Below are 21696 nucleotides of genomic sequence, written 5' to 3'. Positions count from 1 at the left end.
TTCGGTCTATCATCACAAATTCAAATTCTTTTTTCTGACATAGACTGGCCATGGAATCGATTCAACATATTATTACTGAACTCACGCCATTGCTGCAGCAATATGGCTATTATATTTTAGCGCTGGCAATTGCGGTTGAAGGGATGGGGATTCCCGCACCAGGACAGTCATTATTGGTTGTGGCAAGTTTATTAGCGGCATCAGGAAAAATGTCATTACCCGCGGTATTGATGGTTGGCTGGAGCGCCAGCTTTATTGGTAATAGCATTGGTTATTTTATTGGGCGTCAATTTGGACACGTTGTCACTCGAAAACAATGGATTAAGCCTAAAACATTAACCAAATTACATGGTTTTATCGATCGCTATGGTATGTTAGGGCTGATCATTAGCCGTTTTGTGGAAGGTATTAAGCAATTTATGTGTATTGGCTGTGGTATTGCAGCAATGCCCGCTAAATTGTTCTTTACGGGTAACTTTCTTGCTGTGACCGTGTGGTTACTTGTGTTTGGTGTTGCGCCTGCTTATTTACGTGACGAAGTCGCACCTATTTTGGCGTTTTATCATAAATATCAAACTCAATGTTGGATTGTTGCTGCGGTTATCGTTATTGCTATTGTCTGGCTGGTTTACCGTCGTTTTCAACGTAGTCGAGTTGTTATTGAAGAATAGTTGTTATCTCAATGTCATGACTATTAAGCAATAACGCTATGTTTAATAAATGATAAACAAAAGATATAAAAAAACCGCCATGTTACATAGTGGCGGTTTTTTATTATCAGTGGTGTCATTACGTTAGGTTAATTACGCAGAGCAAAAGTGGGTAAAGAAAGATTCCAACGAATAGCGGCTAAGCGAATCGAAAGGGTGGTAATAATGCCCATAATGGCAGCCATCGACGGTAGGACACCGAGAGATAAACTAAGGGTATGAATGGTACCGCCAATAATACAAGCAGTAGCATAAACTTCCGTTCTGAAAATCATCGGCACTTCACGACCTAAAACATCTCGAATAACGCCACCGCCACATCCAGTGATCACACCCATAATAACCGCGACTAGTGGTGATGCACCATAACGTAATGATTTTTCAACACCAATAGCAACGAATACCGCAAGGCCGATAGCATCGGCAACAGGTAGAAAATACCATGGCATTCGACGTGGGCGTTGAGATGCGATCATGGTGATGATACAGGTGATAAAAATTACCCATAAATAGTTGGTGTCATGAATCCAAAAAACAGGGGTTGCCCCTAATGCCATATCTCGAATAGTGCCACCACCAATGGCTGTTACACTTGCAAGTACCACGACGCCAAAAGGATCCATACGTAGTCGTCCTGCCATAAGTACACCTGATGCAGCAAAAATGGCAGTGCCAAACATATCGAGAAAATAAATGAGCATCTCTGTACCTACAAGAATAATGAAGTTGAGTTAAGCGGCAGAGATTGTACGAATAAATTCGTCAGTAACAACCATAATGAAATGCTTTGTGAGATTATTCACAGGATTTATCGCAATAGTGTGATTAGTGATCGCCTCGTACTTGATCGAATAAGGTACAGACTTGTTTTATGGCAAGTAACGTTCGTGGTGTGGGTCTATTTAGCCAGTTAGTGTTTAGTTGATAAATGTGTTGTTGCTTAACTGCAACCAATTGATGTTGCCATTGTGCCCATAATTGTTGAGTGTCAGCGATTGGTTGAGCACTAAATATCACTTGAGGCTGACGAAAAATCACTTGCTCTTGGTTAACTTGCGGGTAGGCCACACTGCTATTTGCAAAAATATTGTCGCCACCACAAAATTGAAAAATTTGACTTGGCCAGCCACTATCGGCAACGGTCATTAATGGCGTTGAACCTAATTGATAAAAATAGCGTACTTTAGGTTTATTGTGATTGGTTAGTTGCAGTTGTTGTAATTGATGTCTAAATTCAGCGGCAGCTTGCTGTGCAATCTGTGGTGAATCGGCATATTGCCCCAGTCGTTCTAATGTCTTGGGAATATCGGCCAATGTTTTTGGGTTTGAATAGAGTATTTTAATCCCAAGTTGTTCTAAACGTGCTAATTCTCGGCTTGGATTTCCTCCTTGCCAAGCTAAAATTAAATCAGGTTTTAGCGCTAAAATACGCTCCATTTTAAGACCGCGATAATTTGCTACACGCTCTAATTTTTCTGCTGCGGGAGGGTAGTCACTGTAAGCACTGACTGCTATAAGCTTGTTTCCTAATCCAGCCGCATAAGCCATTTCAGTGGTATGCGGTGATAAGCTAATAATCCGTTGGGTTTGTTGCGCTAACGTGGCTGCAATACTTGGCGTAATGGTGCTGATAATCAACATAAATAGACAGAAGATGCGCACTATAAAATTCCACCAAAAAAGTATAATAATAAGCTTTCAAGTACGACCCATACATAAAGTCGCTGAGTGATGAGTTGTTGTATTTGTGCAATGTGTAGCGCGGCGGGTGTAATTCTACCACCAAGGCGAGGTCGTTCCATTTTGACATTATTGTAAATTGCTGGACCGCCGAGAGATAAGACGAGCTTATAACCGATAACCACTAATAACCAACCGGGACCGGGTAAGAGCCAGTTTTCACCTTGCTGCCGTAATCCTTTTATTGCCACACGGCCATTACGCCCCGTACTTAATAATAAAGCAAATAAGCGCAGCGGTAGAATATCAAGTATTGCTGCAATACGTATTGCTGGATATCCAAATACCGCATACTGAGTACGTGTCGGTGACCATGCTCGTGCAAGGCCTATGGCTAATCGATATAAAATAGCAGCAATGCCACCACCGATCGCATACCAAAACAAAACTCCAACCACATGCCTGCCATAGCTTAAAATGATGGTTTCAGCGCCAGCTTTGCCTAAACCAAGCAGGGATAATACAGTGGTATTTCGATTAAGATAAGGGGCGAGCAATTGACGACATTGAGCTTTATCGTTGTGACCATAAGCATAATTAAATTGATGGCTAAGTTGGCTGGTATGCTGCCAATCAAGGGCAAGCCATAATAATGTTAATTGAAATAAAGTGGGATACCACACTAATTGGCTGGTCGCGAATAATAACACCACTACAGTAAGCCACATTAATGCCCAAGCTAAATAACCCGCTAATAATCGCTGAGCGTAATTATCATGAGGATGGTTGACCCGTGCTGCTATTAATAGGGCTAAACGGTGCCAGATACGCAATGGGTGCATAGGATAGGGGATGGGTAATAACCAATGTAATACTAATGCTCCCCACAAAGCGAGCAGGGAGCTATTGGTTGTCAATGAGGCGATAAATGCCGAAGTTGTCATCAGTAGTTATCATCTCATTGATGTTATTAGTTTAACAATTCAACCATTTTAGCGACCATTACGGAAGAACTCTGTGCTGCAAGTGGCAGGAACTCATCAAAGCTCATTGGTGATTCTTTGTCGGCAACATCAGAAATTGCGCGTACAACCACAAATGGCACCTTAAATTGGTGACAAGCTTGCGCAATGGCAGCGGCTTCCATTTCAACTGCAACTACAGTTGGGAAATGAGTACGAATAAAGTTTTGCTTGTCAGCTGAACATACAAAAGCATCGCCAGTACAAATTAAACCACGAACCGCGTGTGGTGGTTGTGGCAATGCTGCTAGTGCTTGTTCTGCAACAGACATTAATTTTTCATCAGACAGGAAAGCGGCAGGTTGTTGTGCCATTTGACCAATTTCGTAACCAAATGCAGTTACATCAGCATCGTGGTAACGTACTTCTGTTGAAATAACTACGTCACCCACGTTCAAGCTTGATTCGAAACCGCCAGCAGAACCAGTATTAATCACTACATCAGGCTTAAAGGTGTCAAGTAAAACAGCCGTACCTATTGCTGCAGATACTTTACCAATACCTGATTGCAGTAATGCCACATCTGCACCGTTAAGTTTGCCAGTGTAGATAGTACAACCTGCTGTATTATGGATTTCACAGTCAGTAAGTTGATCTTTAAGGATGGCAACTTCTTGTTCCATCGCGCCAATAATGCCGATTTTCATGAATGGTATCTCTTTTTGATGGGGTGCACTTGCCGTGCTGATATGGCTAAGATTGTAGCATGAGCCATAATCATTATTCCAAAACTCTCGCCAAAACTCGGCTAATCACAAAAAGACCCCACCGTTGTAAATACAACTGTGGGGTTAATTACGCGTATTTATGGGGCGGTTGGTTATAGATTTAAATAATCGAGAATACCATCAGCGGCTTTTCGGCCTTCATCAATGGCGGTGACCACCAAATCAGAACCACGTACCGCGTCACCGCCAGCAAAGATTTTAGGGTTGGTAGTTTGGAAAGCAAACTCAGTGTTAGCGGCTTTAATTCGGCCCCATTGATCGAGCTCGACATCATAAGGCGAGAGCCAAGGCATGGCGTGTGGTTGAAAACCAAATGCCATAATCACCGCATCAGCCGCTAAGACATGTTCACTGTCGGCAACGGGTTCAGGGCGTCGACGACCCGCAGCATCAGCGTCACCTAAGGCGGTTTTTACGACTTTAACGCCAACCACGTTACCTGAACTATCGACCTCAATGCCTAATGGTTGCAGGTTAAACATAAACTTAACCCCTTCCTCTCGTGCATTTTTCACTTCACGTTTGGAGCCTGGCATATTGGCTTCGTCACGGCGGTAAGCGCAGATAACGTTATTAGCGCCTTGGCGAATTGAGGTACGGACACAATCCATTGCGGTATCACCACCACCAAGGACGACAACTCGCTTGCCTTGCATATCAATAAAAGGCTGTGATTGGTTAAGTTCCATTACTCTATAAGTATTAGAGACTAAGAATGGCAGTGCGTCGTAAACACCATTAGCATCTTCATTTTCAAGTCCAGCACGCATATTTTTATAGGTGCCGACCCCTAAGAAAACCGCATCATAATCAGCGAGTAGGGTGTCAATGCTGATATCTTTACCGACTTCAGTATTAAGTTGGAAATCAACCCCCATTTCAGTAAAGACACGACGGCGATTGACCATAATATCTTTTTCTAATTTGAACGAAGGAATACCAAACGTCAGTAAGCCGCCAATTTCAGGGTAGCGATCAAATACCACTGGTTTTACGCCGTTACGTACTAGAACATCAGCACATGATAATCCTGCAGGACCTGCACCAATGATGGCGACTTTTTTATCTGTTAGTTCAACGCCTGACATATCGGGTTTCCACCCCATTTCAAACGCTTTATCAGTAATGTATTTTTCAACATTACCAATTGTGACTGCACCAAAATCGTCATTAAGGGTACATGCCCCTTCACATAAGCGATCTTGAGGACAAACGCGACCGCAGACTTCTGGCAGGGTATTGGTTTGATGTGATAACTCTACCGCTTCAATAATTCGGCCTTCATTAGCAAGCTTTAACCATTGTGGAATGTAGTTATGTACGGGACATTTCCACTCACAATAAGGGTTACCACAATCGAGGCAACGGTCTGCTTGTGCTCCCGCTTGCTGCTCGGTAAAGGGCTCATAAATTTCGACAAACTCGATTTTTCGAATTTGAATCGCTTTTTTAGGTGGGTCGATACGCTCGACATCAATAAATTGGTAAACATTCTGGCTCATTTGGTTTCCCTCCCTTATTGTGCCTGAAGACGTAGTTCAGATTCTGAACGACTTTGATGACCTAACAGCGTATTGATATCCGCTGACTTTGGCTTTGCAAGGTAGAATTTTGGAATCCATTGGTCAAAGTTAGCCAAAATTTCATGCGCACGAGTTGAGCCTGTTTCTTGCAGGTGACGATCAATTAATCCGCGTAAATGTTCTTGATGGATTTTGAGTTGATCAAGTGCGACTGCTTCAATTAACTCAGGGTTTACGCGTCCTGCAAAATCACCATCTTCATCTAAGATATACGCAAAGCCACCCGTCATTCCGGCGCCGAAATTGACGCCAGTCTTACCTAAAATAGCGATAATTCCGCCAGTCATATATTCACAAGCGTTATCACCAGCCCCTTCTACTACCGCTATCGTCCCTGAGTTACGGACCGCAAAACGTTCTCCTGCTTTACCTGCTGCAAATAATTTGCCACCTGTAGCGCCATATAGGCAAGTGTTGCCAATAATGGTGGCATCATTGGATTTAAATGACGAGCCAAGTGGCGGACGAATAGCTATTTTGCCTCCGGCCATACCTTTACCAACGTAGTCGTTAGCGTCACCGGTTAAATTAAGGTTTACACCGCCAGCATTCCAAACGCCAAAAGATTGCCCTGCAGTACCGACAAAATTGAGTGTAATCGGTGCTGATGCCATGCCTTGATTACCATAGCGATGAGCGATTTCACCGGATAAGCGCGCGCCAATTGATCGATCTGTATTACAAATTGGGAAGTGATAATTACCGCCGCTGCGCGTTTCTATTGCACTTAGCGTATGATCCAATAATTGTTGGCTTAACTGCGCATCATCAAATGGGGTATTGGCTTCACTACAATATAAGGTTTTACCTGCTTGTGGTGTCGGTGCGACCAATAGTGGACTTAAATCCAGTTTTGATTGTTTAGCGGTAAAACCATCCAGTTGTTGCAATAAATCAGTGCGACCGATTAAATCGGTTAATTGTTTGATTCCAAGTTGGGCTAATAATTGCCGTACTTCTTCACCAACACCAATAAAGTAATTCATTACCTGTTCTGGCAAGCCTTTAAAGAAATCTCGACGTAGTTTTTCATCTTGAGTCGCCACACCCGTGGCACAGTTATTGAGGTGACAAATACGCAGGTATTTACACCCAAGCGCGACCATTGGCGCGGTACCAAAACCAAAGCTTTCTGCGCCTAAAATCGTTGCTTTAACCACATCTAGCCCTGTTTTTAAGCCGCCATCCACTTGCAGACGGATCTTATGTCGTAAACCGTTAGTGACTAATGCTTGTTGGGTTTCAGCCAGACCCAGCTCCCACGGGCTACCTGCATATTTGACTGACGTCAGTGGACTTGCGCCCGTGCCACCGTCATAACCTGAGATCGTGATTAAATCGGCATAAGCTTTGGCAACACCTGTCGCGATAGTGCCAACGCCGGGTTCTGATACCAGTTTGACAGACACCAACGCTTTGGGATTGACCTGCTTGAGATCGAAAATTAGTTGCGCCAGATCTTCAATCGAATAAATATCGTGATGTGGAGGTGGGGAAATTAAGGTCACGCCAGGTACGGCAAAGCGTAACTTGGCAATTTCAGTGGTAACTTTATGCCCCGGAAGTTGACCGCCTTCACCGGGTTTTGCCCCTTGCGCGACTTTAATTTGGATCACATCGGCATTGACTAAATAATGCGGAGTGACGCCAAAGCGACCAGACGCCACTTGCTTAATACGTGAGTTACGCTCAGTACCAAAACGACGTGGATCTTCACCACCTTCACCTGAGTTAGAACAACCGCCTAACCTGTTCATTGCAATTGCTAATGCTTCGTGTGCCTCTGGGCTTAGGGCGCCAATCGACATCGCTGCTGAGTCAAAGCGCTTATACAATTCCGTTGCGGCTTCTACGTTCTCAATCGCAATTGGATTGTGGTTATCCGTTAAGGCCAATAAGTCACGAATAGCGGCTACAGGGCGATGATTTACTTGCTCTGCAAAAGCGAGATAATCTTGATAATCGCCAGATTTAACCGCTTTTTGTAAAGTTGAAACGACATCCGGGTTATAAGCGTGGAACTCGCCACCGTGAACATATTTAAGTAAGCCTCCGTGATCAATCGGTTTGCGTTTTAGCCATGCTGTACGCGCAAGGTTGTGCAGATCTTGTTGAATATCACTAAAATCAGCGCCAGCAATACGGCTTGAAACCCCTTTGAAACACAACTCAATAATGTCATCACCTAAGCCAATCGCTTCAAATAACATTGAACAACGGTAAGAGGAAATGGTTGAGATACCCATTTTGGACATGATCTTAAACAGGCCTTTATCGATACCATTACGGTAGTTGATCATCACCTCGCGATAAGGCTTGTTAATGACATTGCTATCGACCATTTTTGCCAATGATTCATAGGCAAGGTAGGGGTAAACCGCCGTAGCACCAAAACCAAACAACACCGCAAATTGATGCGGATCGCGTGCGGTAGCGGTTTCAACCACAATATTGGTATCACAACGTAAATTGTTATCGACTAATCGGCGTTGAACGGCACCTACCGCCATTGCGGCTGGAATCGGCAGAGTCTCTTTGCTGATGCTGCGATCGGATAACACAATCAGTACCGCCCCTTGTTCAACTAACTGCTGCGCTTTATCACATAAGCTAATAATCGCTTGCTCAAGATCGGTTTGTTGTGGATCAAAATTAATATCGAGCTGATTGCTGGCGTAGTATTGCTGATCGAGTTCTAGTAATTGTTTTAAATCAGAATACAGCAACACTGGTGACTTAAATGCCACTCGTTGAGCATGACTGTCGGTTTCACAGAACACATTAATTTCACGACCAATACAGCTCGCAAGCGACATTACATGCTTTTCACGTAAAGGATCGATCGGTGGGTTAGTGACTTGCGCAAACATTTGACGGAAATAGTCGGTGATAGGACGCTGCTGTGACGACAATACTGCCATTGGTGCATCATCACCCATTGAGCCTGTGGCTTCTTGACCATTTTCACCAATAACTCGCAGCACTTGATCGAGCTCTTCTCGGCTGACATTAAATTGTTTGTGGTGAGTATTAAGCTGATTATCATCCAAACTACGTTGGCTTATATGGCTATCATCTAACTGCTCAATGGGCACTAAATGTTGAACATGAGTATCCATCCATTGCTTATACGGATGGCGGCTCATCAGTTCGTTATCAATATCTTGTGAATGCCAGATTTTGGCAAATTTAGTATCGATAACCAATAGTTCACCGGGGCCAACGCGGCCTTTTTCTGCCACTTCATCTGGGGTGTAATCCCAAATGCCGACTTCAGAAGCGATGGTGATCAGTTTATCTTTGGTGATCACATAACGCGCAGGGCGAAGGCCATTACGATCAAGGTTACACGCCGCGTAACGACCATCTGACATTACAATACCTGCAGGGCCATCCCATGGTTCCATATGCTTGGAGTTAAAATCATAAAAAGCACGTAATGCGGGATCCATATCTGGGTGGTTTTGCCATGCTGGTGGCACGAGCATTCGCATCGCACGGAAGAGATCCATCCCGCCGGCTAAAAACAGCTCCAGCATATTATCAAGGCTTGATGAATCAGATCCGGTTTCATTAACAAATGGCGCCGCTGTTTTTAAATCGGGCAGCAATGGCGAGCTAAATTTATAAGCGCGCGCACGTGCCCATTGGCGGTTACCGGTAATGGTATTAATTTCACCATTATGGGCTAAGTAACGGAATGGTTGTGCTAATGGCCATCGCGGTTGAGTATTGGTTGAGAAACGCTGGTGGAATAAGCAGATCGAGGACTCTAATCGAATATCGCCTAAATCTTGATAAAATTTAGGCAGATCAGCGGGCATAAATAACCCTTTGTAGACCGTGACTTGGGTTGAGAGGCTACAAATATAGAACTCTTTATCATCGGTAATACGTTTTTCAATTCGACGCCGAGCAATATAAAGCCGACGTTCAATGTCCCGTGGTTTCCATCCCGCAGGGGCATTGATAAACACTTGTTCAATGGTTGGCAATGATTGTTGTGCTATTGGCCCGAGGACAGTTGAGTTAATCGGTACTTCACGCCAACCCGCAATGGATAAGGTTTCGGTGATCAACTCTTCGTTGATAATTTCACGTGCATGTTGAGCAAGGATAGGATCTTGACTGAGGAATATCATTCCTACCGCAAATTCACGCGATAGATTCCACTGCTTTTCTGCGGCAATAATACGATAAAAATTATCAGGCTTTTTAATTAATAAGCCACAGCCATCGCCAGTTTTTCCATCCGCGGCAATTCCTCCTCGGTGAGTCATACGATCGAGGGCAGATATTGCGGTACGAACAAGTTTATGGCTAGTTTCGCCTTCAATGTGGGCGATAAGACCGAAGCCACAGTTATCTTTTTCTAGTGATGGGTTATACAGTGACATTGCAATTCTCCCTTGCTCCTGTTTGCTGTAAACAGTTTTACTGCAAAATGAAAATCAATCTTGATTACTCATTTTGCCTCCTACGATATTTCAAACTAACGATAATTTACAAAAAGGTCAAATATTGCTAACAAATGACATTTATAACTATTAACTGGTTTTTATTAATCTTAACTATCTGAAATAAAGTTATATTCATTACAGCTGTAAGTTTTTTTGAGTAATAATTAAGGGTTAATAATTGTATTTTTAGATTAAAAAAGCATTAATCTTGGTGGGTGGTGTGATGATATGTTATAAAATTGTATAAGGAGATAATCTTCTGAGCTGTAACCAATAAAAAGCCAGCGTTAATGCGCTGGCTTTAAATTTTTTAGTTGAATCAAACAATAATAAGTTTACGAAAGCATCAATGAATTCGCTTTCGCTTCAAGATGGGAGTTACCCATTAAGTAGCTATCAATCACACGAGCTGATTCTCGACCTTCATTGATGCATCGCACTACTAATGATTGTCCGGTTCGCATATCACCTGCGGCAAATACGCCAGTTTGACTGGTAGCGAAATTCTGAGTGGCAACATTACCGTGATCATCAAGTTTAATATCCAACTGTGCTAATACGCCTGTTGGCTCTGGGTGTAAAAACCCCATCGCTAAAAATGCCATATCACAGGCTATGATGCGTTCGGTTCCGGCTATCTCTTCAAAGTTCGGTCTTTCACCAGGTTTGGCGTCTTGCCATGCAATATCAGCGATCCGTAGCCCTTTGACATTACCGTTACCATCATCAATAAATTCTTTGGTCAGAATATTCCAATAGCGATCACAGCCTTCTTCATGTGAGGTCGAGGTTTTCATGATCATTGGGTATGACGGCCACGGTTGATTGGCTGGGCGTTGCTCTGGTGGTAATGGCATGATTTCGACTTGAGTGATACTTGCCGCGCCATGGCGGTTGGAAGTACCGACACAATCTGAACCAGTATCGCCACCACCAATGACAACGACATGCTTGTTTTGTGCATGTACTTCAGCTGTCTTGAGATCCATATCGTTTGCACGGCGGTTATTTTGGGCTAAAAAGTCCATCGCAAAATGGACGCCATTAAGCTCACGCCCCGGAATAGGTAAATTACGCGGGACAGTTGAACCACCAGTTAGCAAAATAACATCAAATTCTTGGCGTAACTGTTGGGCGTTAATATCGACCCCAATATGAGCATTGACTTCAAATTTCACACCAGCTTGCGCCATCAGGTCAATTTTACGATCAATAATATCCATCCCAAGTTTAAAGTCAGGAATCCCAAATCGCAGTAAGCCTCCCACTTTTTCATCGCGCTCAAACACGGTCACAGTATGACCTGCACTGTTAAGTTGTTCTGCGGCGGATAACCCCGCAGGACCCGAACCGATAATAGCAATGGTTTTTCCTGTACGTGAACGTGGCGTTTTAGGTTTGGCATAACCGTTACGATAAGCGGTTTCAACAATGGTTTTTTCAATATTACAGATGGTGATTGGATCTTGATTTATGCCAAGCACACAACCACTTTCACAAGGGGCTGGGCAGACACGTCCCGTAAATTCAGGGAAGTTGTTGGTTGAACTTAAAATGTTCCATGCTTCTTCCCAGCTATCGCGATAAACCGCATCATTAAATTCAGGAATAATATTACCAATCGGGCATGCGTTATGGCAAAAAGGTACGCCACAATCCATACAACGTGATGATTGTTCTTGAATTTTGTCACCAAATTCATCGTTAAGGACAAATTCTTTATTATTCTGAATACGAACACTTGGATCTAACTTACTTGGCAGTTCACGGCCAAATTCTAAAAATCCCGTAGGCTTACCCATTGATGGCCTCCAACGTTTCCTTGTTGTGAGCGGCAGCTTGACGCTGTTGTAATACGGCTTTGTAATCCCTTGGCATGACTTTTATCATCTGCTTGAGGTTAGCCTCAAGATTAGATAAGAACAGTTCTGCAACCGTACTACCGGTGAATTCAATATGTTTAGCTAACATCTCAAGTAAAACAGCTTTATCGTCAGCTTCGATTGGATCAATATCAACCAGTTCAGCGTTGAGTTTGGTTTCAAAATCACCAAATTGATCCCATACATAAGCGACACCGCCACTCATGCCCGCAGCAAAGTTACGGCCTGTTTGACCTAAAATAACGGCAACACCACCGGTCATGTATTCACAGCCATGATCGCCAATGCCTTCGACGACCACTTTCGCGCCTGAGTTTCGAACACAGAAACGTTCACCTGCAAGGCCACGAATATAAGATTCGCCAGAGGTTGCACCGTAGAAACACACGTTACCAACCACAATATTATCTTCAGCAATAATATCGGATTGACGATCAGGGTAGAGAACGAGTGTACCGCCAGAAAGGCCTTTACCCCAATAATCATTGGCATCGCCTTCGACGGTAAAGTGAACCCCTTTAGCAAGGAAAGCTCCAAAACTTTGCCCCGCAGAGCCGTTAAATTTGACCGTCATCGGCAGTGGTAAACCGTGGTCTTTATAGACTTTTGATATTTCATTAGACAGCATAGTGCCAACACTACGATCGGTATTGATGATCGGCAGTTGTGCGGTAACCGCTTCACCTGTAGTCAGTGCCGGTTGTGCTAATCGAATCAAGGTTCTATCAAGTACGTTTTCTAAACCATGATCTTGCTGGCGTTGGTTATAAATACCATCTTCAGCTCGTGGCGGTTGAATGTGCAGTACCGGACTAAGATCGAGGTTTTTGTATTTCCAGTGGCCGATATCATCACGCAATTTAAGCTTCTGCGCTTGGCCAACCATTTCATCAATGGTGCGGAAACCGAGTTCAGCCATTACTTCACGTAAGCCTTGAGCCATGTATTGGAAGAAGGTTACTACATCTTCGACGCGGCCATCAAAACGCTCACGTAAGGTTTTATTTTGAGTCGCAATCCCCACTGGGCAGGTGTTTTTATGACACTTACGCATCATGATACAACCTTCAACCACGAGTGCTGCGGTTGCTACGCCCCATTCTTCAGCACCGAGTAAAGTCGCAATGGCAAGGTCACGCGGCGTTTTCATTTGCCCATCAGACTGCACCACTATTCGGTTACGTAAACCATTTTTAAGCAGTGTTTGATGGGTTTCAGCTAAGCCAAGTTCCCATGGTAAACCCGTGTGACGAATCGATGAAATAGGGGATGCACCGGTACCACCGTCAAAGCCTGCAATTAACACTACATCAGCTTTGGCTTTGGCTACGCCTGAAGCAATGGTTCCAACACCAGCTTCTGAAACCAACTTGACGTTAACACGACCGTCACGGTTAGCATTTTTCAAATCATAGATTAGCTGAGCTAAATCTTCGATTGAGTAAATATCGTGGTGAGGTGGTGGTGAAATAAGGCCGACCCCAGGGGTTGAGTGACGGGTTGCACCAATCCAATCATCGACTTTATCGCCCGGCAGTTGTCCGCCTTCACCCGGTTTTGCACCCTGTGCCATTTTAATTTGCAGTTCAGCGGCATTGGTGAGGTAGTATGAGGTCACTCCAAAACGACCAGACGCTACTTGCTTAATCGCTGAACGCTCCCAATCACCATTGTCTTTTTTATCAAATCGAATCGGATCTTCACCGCCTTCGCCTGAGTTAGATTTCGCGCCAATGCGGTTCATTGCGACCGCTAAGGTTGAGTGCGCTTCATAAGATATCGAACCAAAGCTCATGGCTCCCGTTGCAAAGCGTTTAAGAATATTATCAAGTGACTCAACCTCATCCAGTGTAATTGAAGCGGCTGGATTGTTGACAAAATCTAGCTGGCTACGCAATGTCGCAGCATTGTCACCTTGTTCATCAACAGCTTTGGCATACAACTTAAATTGGTCATAATCTTTGTTGCGGGTTGATTGTTGCAATAATGAAATCGTTTCAGGATTAAACAGGTGTTTTTCACCGCGTTGTTTCCACTGATAGACACCGCCTACATCAAGGATTTGTACTGGAATTTCACGGGTTGGATAACCAACACGGTGACGTACTAAGACTTCTTGGGCAATATCATCAATTGTTAATCCTTGAATACGGGTAACAGTACCGGTGAAGTATTTATCAACCACTGATTTGCTAATACCCAGGGCTTCAAAAATTTGCGCGCCATGGTAAGACTGCAGCGTTGAAATTCCCATTTTAGAGAAGATTTTTAGCAGTCCCCCGTTAACCCCTTTACGGTAGTTATCAAATAACGTATCAGTTGGCAGTTCTGGGTCAAGTTTTCGTTTATGTTGTAAATCGACCAGTGTTTCCGTGACCAAATAAGGGTTAATGGCATTAGCACCATAACCAATAAGGGTCGCAAAATGGTGGGTTTCACGGGCATCACCCGTTTCAACTACAATGTCACATTTAGCACGTAAGCCTTTGCGGATTAGGTGATGGTGAACCGCACCCACAGCTAACATCGCGGGGATGGCTGCATGGTTAGAGTTAACTGCGCGGTCGGTTAAAATAATAATTGAGTAACCATCAACCACCGCATCTTCAGAGTATTGACAGATACGTTTTAATGCACGATCAAGTTTGCCTTGTTCGCCGCTGGCTCTGAACACGATATCCAAGGTTTTAGATTGCAGGTGTTCATTATCGATGGCGCGAATTTTTTCTAACTCAGCATTAGATAATACCGGTGATTCGAGCTCAACTTTATGACAATGCTCAGAGGTTTCCGTCAGTAAATTCTGATCTTTACCAAGATAGGTATTAAGTGACATCACCATTCGTTCACGAATAGGATCAATCGGTGGATTGGTTACTTGCGCAAATAACTGCTTAAAGTAATTAGATAAATGTTGTGATTGGTGGGATAGCACCGCTAATGGCCAATCAGCACCCATCGCGCCTAATGGTTCATAACCAGCATTAGCGAGTGGCACAATAATATCGTTGACTTCTTCAGAGCTAACACCAAAGGCTTGTTGATGATGCAGTAACCGCTCAGGGGTTGGCTGGTGGTACATGTTGTCAGCATCAGGTAGTGTTTTTAGTGTTAGTAAATTATCTTTGATCCATTGCTCATATGGCTGTGAGGTCGCGATGCTATCTTTAACTTCTTCATCTGAAATAATACGACCTTGTTCAAGATCGGCAACGAAGATACGCCCAGGTTGTAAGCGGCCACGGAACTGCACATTTTCGGGGGCAATTTTTACTACCCCTGATTCTGATGCCATGATCAGAAAATCATCTTTAGTGACGGTATAGCGTGATGGTCGTAACCCGTTGCGATCTAATGTAGCACCGACTTGTACACCGTCAGTAAAACAGACAGATGCAGGGCCATCCCACGGCTCCATAATATTGGCGTGATACTGATAAAAAGCGCGCCGCTTAGGATCCATGCTGGTGTTTTCTTGCCATGCTTCAGGGATTAACATCATTAGAGCATGCGGTAAACTTCGCCCTGAAAGCACTAATAACTCAAGCGCCATATCAAAATTGGATGAATCTGAACTACCTTCCTGACAAATTGGCAGTAGCATACTAATTTCTTGGTGGCTGAATAAATCAGATTCAAGAATGGCTTCACGGGCCTTCATCCAGTTAAGATTGCCGCGCACGGTATTGATTTCACCGTTGTGGGCAATATAACGGAAAGGTTGCGCTAATCGCCAGCGAGGAAAAGTGTTAGTTGAAAAACGGGAATGCACTAACGCTAAGGCGGTGACCATTGCTGGATTGTGTAAATCAAGGAAGTATTGCGGTACTTGGGCTGTCGTTAACTGGCCTTTATAGACTAAGGTTTTATATGACAGTGAGTTGATGTAGAAGTCATCACCAATATTGGATACGCTTTCTAAACATACACGTACAGTGTAATTACGTAATACGTAAAGCTTACGTTCTAATACGGCGGGATCTAAATTAGCACCACCGGTAATAAAAACATGTTCAAATTGAGGTTCCGTGCTGAGTGGATCCTCACCGATCATTGAATTATCGACCGGAAGTACTCGATAACCAATAATTTCCAGATCGAGACGTTTAGCATTGCGCTCAAGAATATCACGACATTGTTGACGTTTATGTTCGTCTTTGGGAAATAACACTACGCCTACACCATATTGTGCAAAAGCAGGTAATTTAATTCCCAGCTTAACCGTTTCTTCTAATAAAAATTCATGGGGTTTTTGCAATAAGATGCCAGCACCATCGCCACTGCTAGGATCACAGCCTTGACCACCACGGTGCTCCATACGCGCGAGCATATCGAGAGCTTGAGTGACGATCTGGTGAGATTTACGGTTTTTAAGGTGGGCAACAAAGCCGATACCACAGGCATCGTGCTCTAATTCAGGCACATAAAGTCCCTGACTGTTAAGCTCTTGAGCTGTCATAGATACATCCTTTCAGTTACATCAAGCCATATTCCTAAGGCTTGGTTATCCCTAATTTATTTACACAATCAATTTGCATTGAGATGGACTCCTGTCCTGCATCCTTGATGTGTGTTTGTAGTGATGACACCGCATCATTCACAAACTTAATTCTGTTGTATTACGATTATGAATAACAAAACACGTTATTCTTGCCAAAATAGCCATATAAACCACACTAAAACAGCATGATTTTAGTGTTTTTTTTGTTTATAAATTGCACACAAGTGTAACCATCCTACAATTTTGATACATTAATTACCAATAAAAATTAACATAATTAACGCATAAATTAAGCATTTAAACTGCTTATTATGTGGCGTAAATAAGTCGGTCAAAAGTAACAAAGAACCGACATAGAGCGGTGCTTTTTTGTTTTAGCACAATTTACATCATGGTGATTGATGATATGTTGCGGCTCTTTTGTTTCTTGGTCTGCGTTGACGTAGATTATTCATTGTTTTAAACGCTAGGTAATACCATGCAATTGCATCAACTCGTCAATACTTTCGGGCAAGACCTTCAACATCGTTATGGTGAAAAAGTTCATAAACTGACGTTACACGGTGGTTTTAGTTGCCCTAACCGTGACGGTACTATTGGCCGCGGTGGCTGCACATTTTGTAATGTTGCGTCATTTGCTGACGAAAAAAATCAGTTCGTACCTATTCAACAACAACTTACGGCACGTGCTGGTGAGGTGCATCGCGCGAAGCGTTATTTTGCGTACTTTCAGGCTTATACCAGTACCTATGCTGAAGTTCAAAGTTTGAAAAAGATGTATGAACAGGCATTAATATCGGCTGATATTGTAGGTCTATGTGTGGGTACTCGTCCTGATTGTGTGCCTGATTCGGTGTTAGAGTTACTGGCTGGCTATGTAGAACAAGGCTATGAGATTTGGCTTGAGTTGGGTTTACAAACCGCAAATGATAAAACCCTTAAGCGTATTAACCGTGGTCATGATTTTGCTTGTTATGCAGCGATTACTCAACGTGCTCGTGCGCTTGGTATTAAAGTGTGCACCCATTTAATTGTTGGGCTACCCGGAGATACTAAGGTCGATAATTTGATGACCCTAAACAAAGTCGTGGCGGTTGGTGTTGATGGGATTAAATTACATCCGTTGCATATCGTGGAAGGCAGTAAGATGGGACAAGCTTTTAAAGCGGGTCGATTGCAGCCGATTAGTCTTGAACATTATACTGATATTGCTAGCGAGATGATTCGTCTAACGCCTGCAAAAGTGGTTTATCATCGCGTTGCTGCAAGTGCTCGTCGACCAACATTACTGGCACCGATGTGGTGTGAGAATCGCTGGCTAGCCATGACTGATATTGGACGTATTCTTGATAAACAAGGTGCTCAAGGGAGCGCTATCGATGATCCTTTTGTTTATCAATTACCAGCATTACATAATAATGTTTAAATGGAGCCTACGTTAAGTAGGCTTTTTTGTGCGCCACAATAAAACTTTACAGCTTTCGTTTAGGTGCTAGTGGCGAGAGCGATTATTATAAATAGTAGTATTCGCCATGGTGGCGAGGTTGTTTTTCTATTGGTATTCATTGATGAAACAAGTCAAAATTTTAGCCCAGTTTTATGTTGATCTTCTCGTTAAGCTTGGCATTTTCCGTTTTAGTTTATTATTAGCTGCAGCGTTAGTGGCATTAGCATTAGTGGTACAAATTAGTGTGACGCTATTGCTGCAAGGCACTATGCGTGAAGTCGAAATTATACGTTCCGTTACCTTTGGTTTATTTATTACCCCTTGGGCGGTGTATTTTTTATCGGTGGTGGTTGATCAATTAGAAGATTCTCGTCAACGATTATCGCAATTAGTCACCAAGTTAGAGCAAATGCGCGCACGTGACATGGAGTTAAACCAACAATTACAGGCGAATATCTCACAGTTAAACTCTGAAATTGAAGAGCGTGAAAAAGCAGAAGAAGCGCGTGAAGAGGCAATGCAAGACTTAGAAAATGAAGTCTATCAACGTGAAAATGCCCAATTAGCAGTGGCTGAAAAAAGTGCATTATTGAAATCGTTTTTAGATGCATCGCCCGATTTAATTTACTACCGCAATGAGCAAAATCAGTTCTCAGGCTGTAATCGTGCTATGGCTGAATTGGTCGGCAAAAGTGAAAAAGAATTAGTGGGATTAACACCATGGGATGTTTACCCTGCTGAAGTTGCTAAACGTATTCTTAAAACTGACCAAGAATTGTTTGATGATAATACTGCCATGACTGACGAGCAGTGGTTGGATTATCCTAATGGTAGAAAAGCGTTATTTGAATTACGCAAAGTGCCTCTTTATGATCGTAATGGAAAACGTTTAGGCTTGATGGGGTTTGGGCGTGATATTACTGAACGTAAAAAATATGAGAATGCTCAAGAAAAAGCCAGCAGTGATAAAACCGCATTTATTTCGACTATCAGCCATGAATTACGCACCCCACTTAATGGCATTGTCGGATTAAGCCGAATGTTATTAGAAACTAAACTTACAGATGAACAACGTGGTTATTTAAGAACGGTACATGTTAGTGCGATCACTCTGGGTAATATTTTTAATGACATTATCGATTTAGATAAATCAGATCGTCGACGTCTAGAGCTACTACCACAACCATTAGACTTTTATGAGTTTATTGATGAGATTGGTAACATCTCACAATTAATGGCAGAACAAAAAGGACTACGATTTGATTTAGAGTGCCTTACTCAATTACCTAAAAATATAAAAGTAGACAGTACACGCTTGCGGCAAGTGCTGTGGAATTTAATTGGTAACGCCACTAAATTTACTAAACAAGGTGGAGTGGTGTTGTCTGTAAGTAGTGAAATTCATGAGCACGACGCCAATATTATTTTTGAAGTTGAAGACAGTGGCATTGGTATTCCAAAAGCCGAAATAGATAATATTTTTGCGATGTATTATCAAGTTCAACAAGGGGATGATAATTTACATGCGGTTGGAACAGGAATTGGGTTAGCGGTGTCACGGCAATTAATTCAATTAATGGGCGGGGATATTTACGTTGATTCTGAACTGGGTGCGGGCAGTACTTTTACCGTTAAGATTAAAGTGCCATTAATTGAAACCGTAGTAGAAGAACATGTGGTTAATGAAGTACGCCCTGAAATGACAGGGTTAAGTATTTTCATGGTAGAAGATATTGAGCTGAATATTGTGGTGGCGAAATCATTACTTGAACGGCTAGGGCATGAGGTGACGGTAGCAATGCGTGGTGATCAAGCATTAGCAATGTTTAAGCCTGAAGATTATGATTTAGTGCTATTGGATATTCAACTACCTGATATGACAGGATTTGATATTGCACAAAAGTTACGTCAACAATATCAAGATTTGCCTGCGTTAGTCGCATTAACGGCTAACGTTGTTAATGATAAAACTGAGTATCTAGCAAAAGGTATGGATGAGGTACTTAATAAACCGTTAAGTGTTAAAGCGATTACTCATGTTATTGAAAATCTTGTTTTAAGTTGTAGCCATGAAATAGATGAGAATGACGATAGCCTTGATAGTAGTAATACTGCTCAAACTAATATGATAGATACGTTATTAGATTTAGAGATGCTAACCTCATACGTTGAAATCGTCGGTACCGAGCCGGTATATACCAGTATTGCGATGTTTGAAAAAATGATGCCTGACTATTTGGCTATCTTAGATTCAAATATGACCGCAAAAGATCAAGATGGTATTAAATTTGAAGCACACAAGATCAAAGGTGCTGCGGGCTCTATAGGTCTTAAACATATTCAGCAAGTGGCGCAGATGGCGCAATCACCTGAGTTACCTGCGTGGTGGGAAAATATTAATGACTGGGTGGATGAAATTAAATACAGCTATCAAGATGATATAAATGTATTGAAAACATGGCTAAAGCAGCAGTAATTAATAATAAAAAAGGCACCTAGAAGGTGCCTTTTTATTTCATTACTGGTTTGGAAAAGAGATTACTCTTCGCCTAGATCACCACAAAAACGGTAACCTTCACCGTGAATAGTTGCGATGATCTCTGGTGTATCTGCAACTGATTCAAAGTGCTTACGAATGCGACGAATCGTTACATCAACAGTACGATCATGTGGCTTAAGTTCGCGACCAGTCATTTTCTTTAATAAATCAGCACGTGTTTGAATCTTACCTGGGTTCTCACAGAAGTGCAGTAGAGCACGGAACTCAGAACGTGGTAATTTAAATTGCTCGCCACTTGGGCTTACTAAAGAACGGCTGTTAATTTCCAATGACCAACCATTAAACTCGTAACGCTCAACCAATTTTTTATCTTCAGTTGGAAGACCTTGGTTCATCGCACGAGTTAATAGGTTACGAGCACGAATAGTTAATTCACGTGGGTTGAAAGGTTTTGTGATGTAATCATCAGCACCAATTTCAAGGCCTAAAATTTTATCAACTTCGTTATCACGACCGGTTAAGAACATCAGTGCCATATCACCTTGTTCGCGAAGTTCACGAGCAAGTAGAAGGCCGTTCTTTCCTGGAAGATTAATATCCATGATAACTAGATGCACAGGGTTTTCAGAAAGCATCTGGTGCATTTCTGCGCCGTCATTTGCTTCGAATACAGTATAACCCTCTGCTTCAAAAATACTTTTCAGGGTGTTACGTGTTACGTGCTCGTCTTCTACAATCAGAATGTGAGGGGTTTGCATTTTGGCGGTACCTAATATCAGAAACTAAATCTGGTTAATCACAGAATAGTTAAATTCTATAAAAAAAATTCACATATAGGCAAAATGTTTAAATAAACACTTTATTGTTACAACCTATGTGGTACACCATCCTTTCATTCAACATGCATTAGATGTTGAAATCCCCCATAAAGCTTGGGGTGCTGGCTACAATCTCCCTGATAATGCGACAATTGTATTCACTTAACAGCTCGCTAACAATGTGGAGAGCTTATTTGATGTCGATTATTTATATGTTTGTTGATTTATATCAATCAGCGAGAAGAACATTTGTTATATTTCGAGTTTAGTTAACTTTTATATCGGGGTAGATAAAAAGTGTCATGATAGTAATCATAATATACAAAACCCAATACCATTGACTAATATTTAATCTTAATGATAA

General features: G+C 42.5%; 12 protein-coding genes. 3 read left to right on the top strand and 9 right to left on the bottom strand.

The window, feature by feature from the left end; translation table 11 throughout:
- Nucleotides 1-50 precede the first annotated feature (50 nt).
- Nucleotides 51-671: a DedA family protein gene (locus CZ809_RS15685; protein WP_080158509.1), complete on the top strand. Its 621-nt coding sequence runs from the start codon at nucleotides 51-53 to the stop codon at nucleotides 669-671.
- Between the two features lie 128 nt (nucleotides 672-799).
- Here CZ809_RS15685 and CZ809_RS15680 read toward each other — a convergent pair whose 3' ends face one another.
- The 8 genes from CZ809_RS15680 to gltB (CZ809_RS15645) form a co-directional block, all read right to left on the bottom strand.
- Nucleotides 800-1411 (bottom strand): trimeric intracellular cation channel family protein, encoded by a 612-nt coding sequence (locus CZ809_RS15680; protein WP_080158508.1) that lies wholly within the window; start codon nucleotides 1409-1411, stop codon nucleotides 800-802.
- A 124-nt stretch (nucleotides 1412-1535) separates the two neighbouring features.
- On the bottom strand, nucleotides 1536-2372 hold the full coding sequence (btuF, locus tag CZ809_RS15675; RefSeq protein WP_080158507.1) for a vitamin B12 ABC transporter substrate-binding protein BtuF: 837 nt from the start codon (nucleotides 2370-2372) through the stop codon (nucleotides 1536-1538).
- On the bottom strand, nucleotides 2372-3334 hold the full coding sequence (locus CZ809_RS15670) for a cobalamin biosynthesis family protein (protein ID WP_080158506.1): 963 nt from the start codon (nucleotides 3332-3334) through the stop codon (nucleotides 2372-2374). The genes btuF and CZ809_RS15670 overlap by 1 nt, the downstream gene beginning before the upstream one ends.
- A 26-nt stretch (nucleotides 3335-3360) precedes the next feature.
- Nucleotides 3361-4059, bottom strand: coding sequence for a 5'-methylthioadenosine/S-adenosylhomocysteine nucleosidase (gene mtnN / locus CZ809_RS15665; RefSeq protein ID WP_080158505.1), 699 nt, complete (start codon nucleotides 4057-4059; stop codon nucleotides 3361-3363).
- A 173-nt stretch (nucleotides 4060-4232) separates the two neighbouring features.
- Nucleotides 4233-5642, bottom strand: coding sequence for a glutamate synthase small subunit GltD family protein (locus CZ809_RS15660; protein WP_080158504.1), 1410 nt, complete (start codon nucleotides 5640-5642; stop codon nucleotides 4233-4235).
- Between the two features lie 14 nt (nucleotides 5643-5656).
- On the bottom strand, nucleotides 5657-10120 hold the full coding sequence (gltB, locus tag CZ809_RS15655; protein WP_080158503.1) for a glutamate synthase large subunit: 4464 nt from the start codon (nucleotides 10118-10120) through the stop codon (nucleotides 5657-5659).
- Between the two features lie 398 nt (nucleotides 10121-10518).
- Nucleotides 10519-11985, bottom strand: coding sequence for a glutamate synthase subunit beta (locus tag CZ809_RS15650; RefSeq protein ID WP_080158502.1), 1467 nt, complete (start codon nucleotides 11983-11985; stop codon nucleotides 10519-10521).
- Complete coding sequence (gene gltB, locus CZ809_RS15645; protein ID WP_080158501.1) at nucleotides 11978-16525, bottom strand: glutamate synthase large subunit; 4548 nt, start codon at nucleotides 16523-16525, stop codon at nucleotides 11978-11980. Before gltB (CZ809_RS15645) ends, CZ809_RS15650 begins: the two co-directional genes overlap by 8 nt.
- 520 nt (nucleotides 16526-17045) lie before the next feature.
- Here gltB (CZ809_RS15645) and mnmL point away from each other — a divergent pair.
- Both mnmL and arcB read left to right on the top strand, forming a co-directional pair.
- Nucleotides 17046-17993, top strand: a complete 948-nt coding sequence (gene mnmL, locus CZ809_RS15640) for a tRNA modification radical SAM protein MnmL/YtqA (RefSeq protein ID WP_080158500.1) — start codon at nucleotides 17046-17048, stop codon at nucleotides 17991-17993.
- 142 nt (nucleotides 17994-18135) lie between these two features.
- Nucleotides 18136-20490 carry an aerobic respiration two-component sensor histidine kinase ArcB gene (arcB, locus tag CZ809_RS15635; RefSeq protein WP_080158499.1) on the top strand — a complete coding sequence of 785 codons (2355 nt, stop codon included), beginning with the start codon at nucleotides 18136-18138 and terminating at the stop codon, nucleotides 20488-20490.
- A 62-nt stretch (nucleotides 20491-20552) separates the two neighbouring features.
- On the opposite strand, the gene arcA is transcribed toward arcB, so the two are convergent.
- Nucleotides 20553-21272: a two-component system response regulator ArcA gene (gene arcA / locus CZ809_RS15630; protein WP_036796042.1), complete on the bottom strand. Its 720-nt coding sequence runs from the start codon at nucleotides 21270-21272 to the stop codon at nucleotides 20553-20555.
- Nucleotides 21273-21696 lie beyond the last annotated feature (424 nt).

This window comes from Photobacterium piscicola (assembly GCF_900166965.1).
Classification (GTDB): domain Bacteria; phylum Pseudomonadota; class Gammaproteobacteria; order Enterobacterales; family Vibrionaceae; genus Photobacterium; species Photobacterium piscicola.
This window is presented reverse-complemented; position numbering and strand designations above follow the sequence as displayed.

Excerpts from the sequence above, each read along its gene's own strand:
- CZ809_RS15685 (WP_080158509.1), top strand. The coding sequence starts at position 51 with ATGGAATCGATTCAACATATTATTACTGAACTCACGCCATTGCTGCAG.
- CZ809_RS15680 (WP_080158508.1), bottom strand. The coding sequence starts at position 1,411 with ATGCTCATTTATTTTCTCGATATGTTTGGCACTGCCATTTTTGCTGCA.
- CZ809_RS15670 (WP_080158506.1), bottom strand. The coding sequence starts at position 3,334 with ATGACAACTTCGGCATTTATCGCCTCATTGACAACCAATAGCTCCCTG.
- mtnN (WP_080158505.1), bottom strand. The coding sequence starts at position 4,059 with ATGAAAATCGGCATTATTGGCGCGATGGAACAAGAAGTTGCCATCCTT.
- CZ809_RS15660 (WP_080158504.1), bottom strand. The coding sequence starts at position 5,642 with ATGAGCCAGAATGTTTACCAATTTATTGATGTCGAGCGTATCGACCCA.
- gltB (WP_080158503.1), bottom strand. The coding sequence starts at position 10,120 with ATGTCACTGTATAACCCATCACTAGAAAAAGATAACTGTGGCTTCGGT.
- CZ809_RS15650 (WP_080158502.1), bottom strand. The coding sequence starts at position 11,985 with ATGGGTAAGCCTACGGGATTTTTAGAATTTGGCCGTGAACTGCCAAGT.
- gltB (WP_080158501.1), bottom strand. The coding sequence starts at position 16,525 with ATGACAGCTCAAGAGCTTAACAGTCAGGGACTTTATGTGCCTGAATTA.
- mnmL (WP_080158500.1), top strand. The coding sequence starts at position 17,046 with ATGCAATTGCATCAACTCGTCAATACTTTCGGGCAAGACCTTCAACAT.
- arcB (WP_080158499.1), top strand. The coding sequence starts at position 18,136 with ATGAAACAAGTCAAAATTTTAGCCCAGTTTTATGTTGATCTTCTCGTT.
- arcA (WP_036796042.1), bottom strand. The coding sequence starts at position 21,272 with ATGCAAACCCCTCACATTCTGATTGTAGAAGACGAGCACGTAACACGT.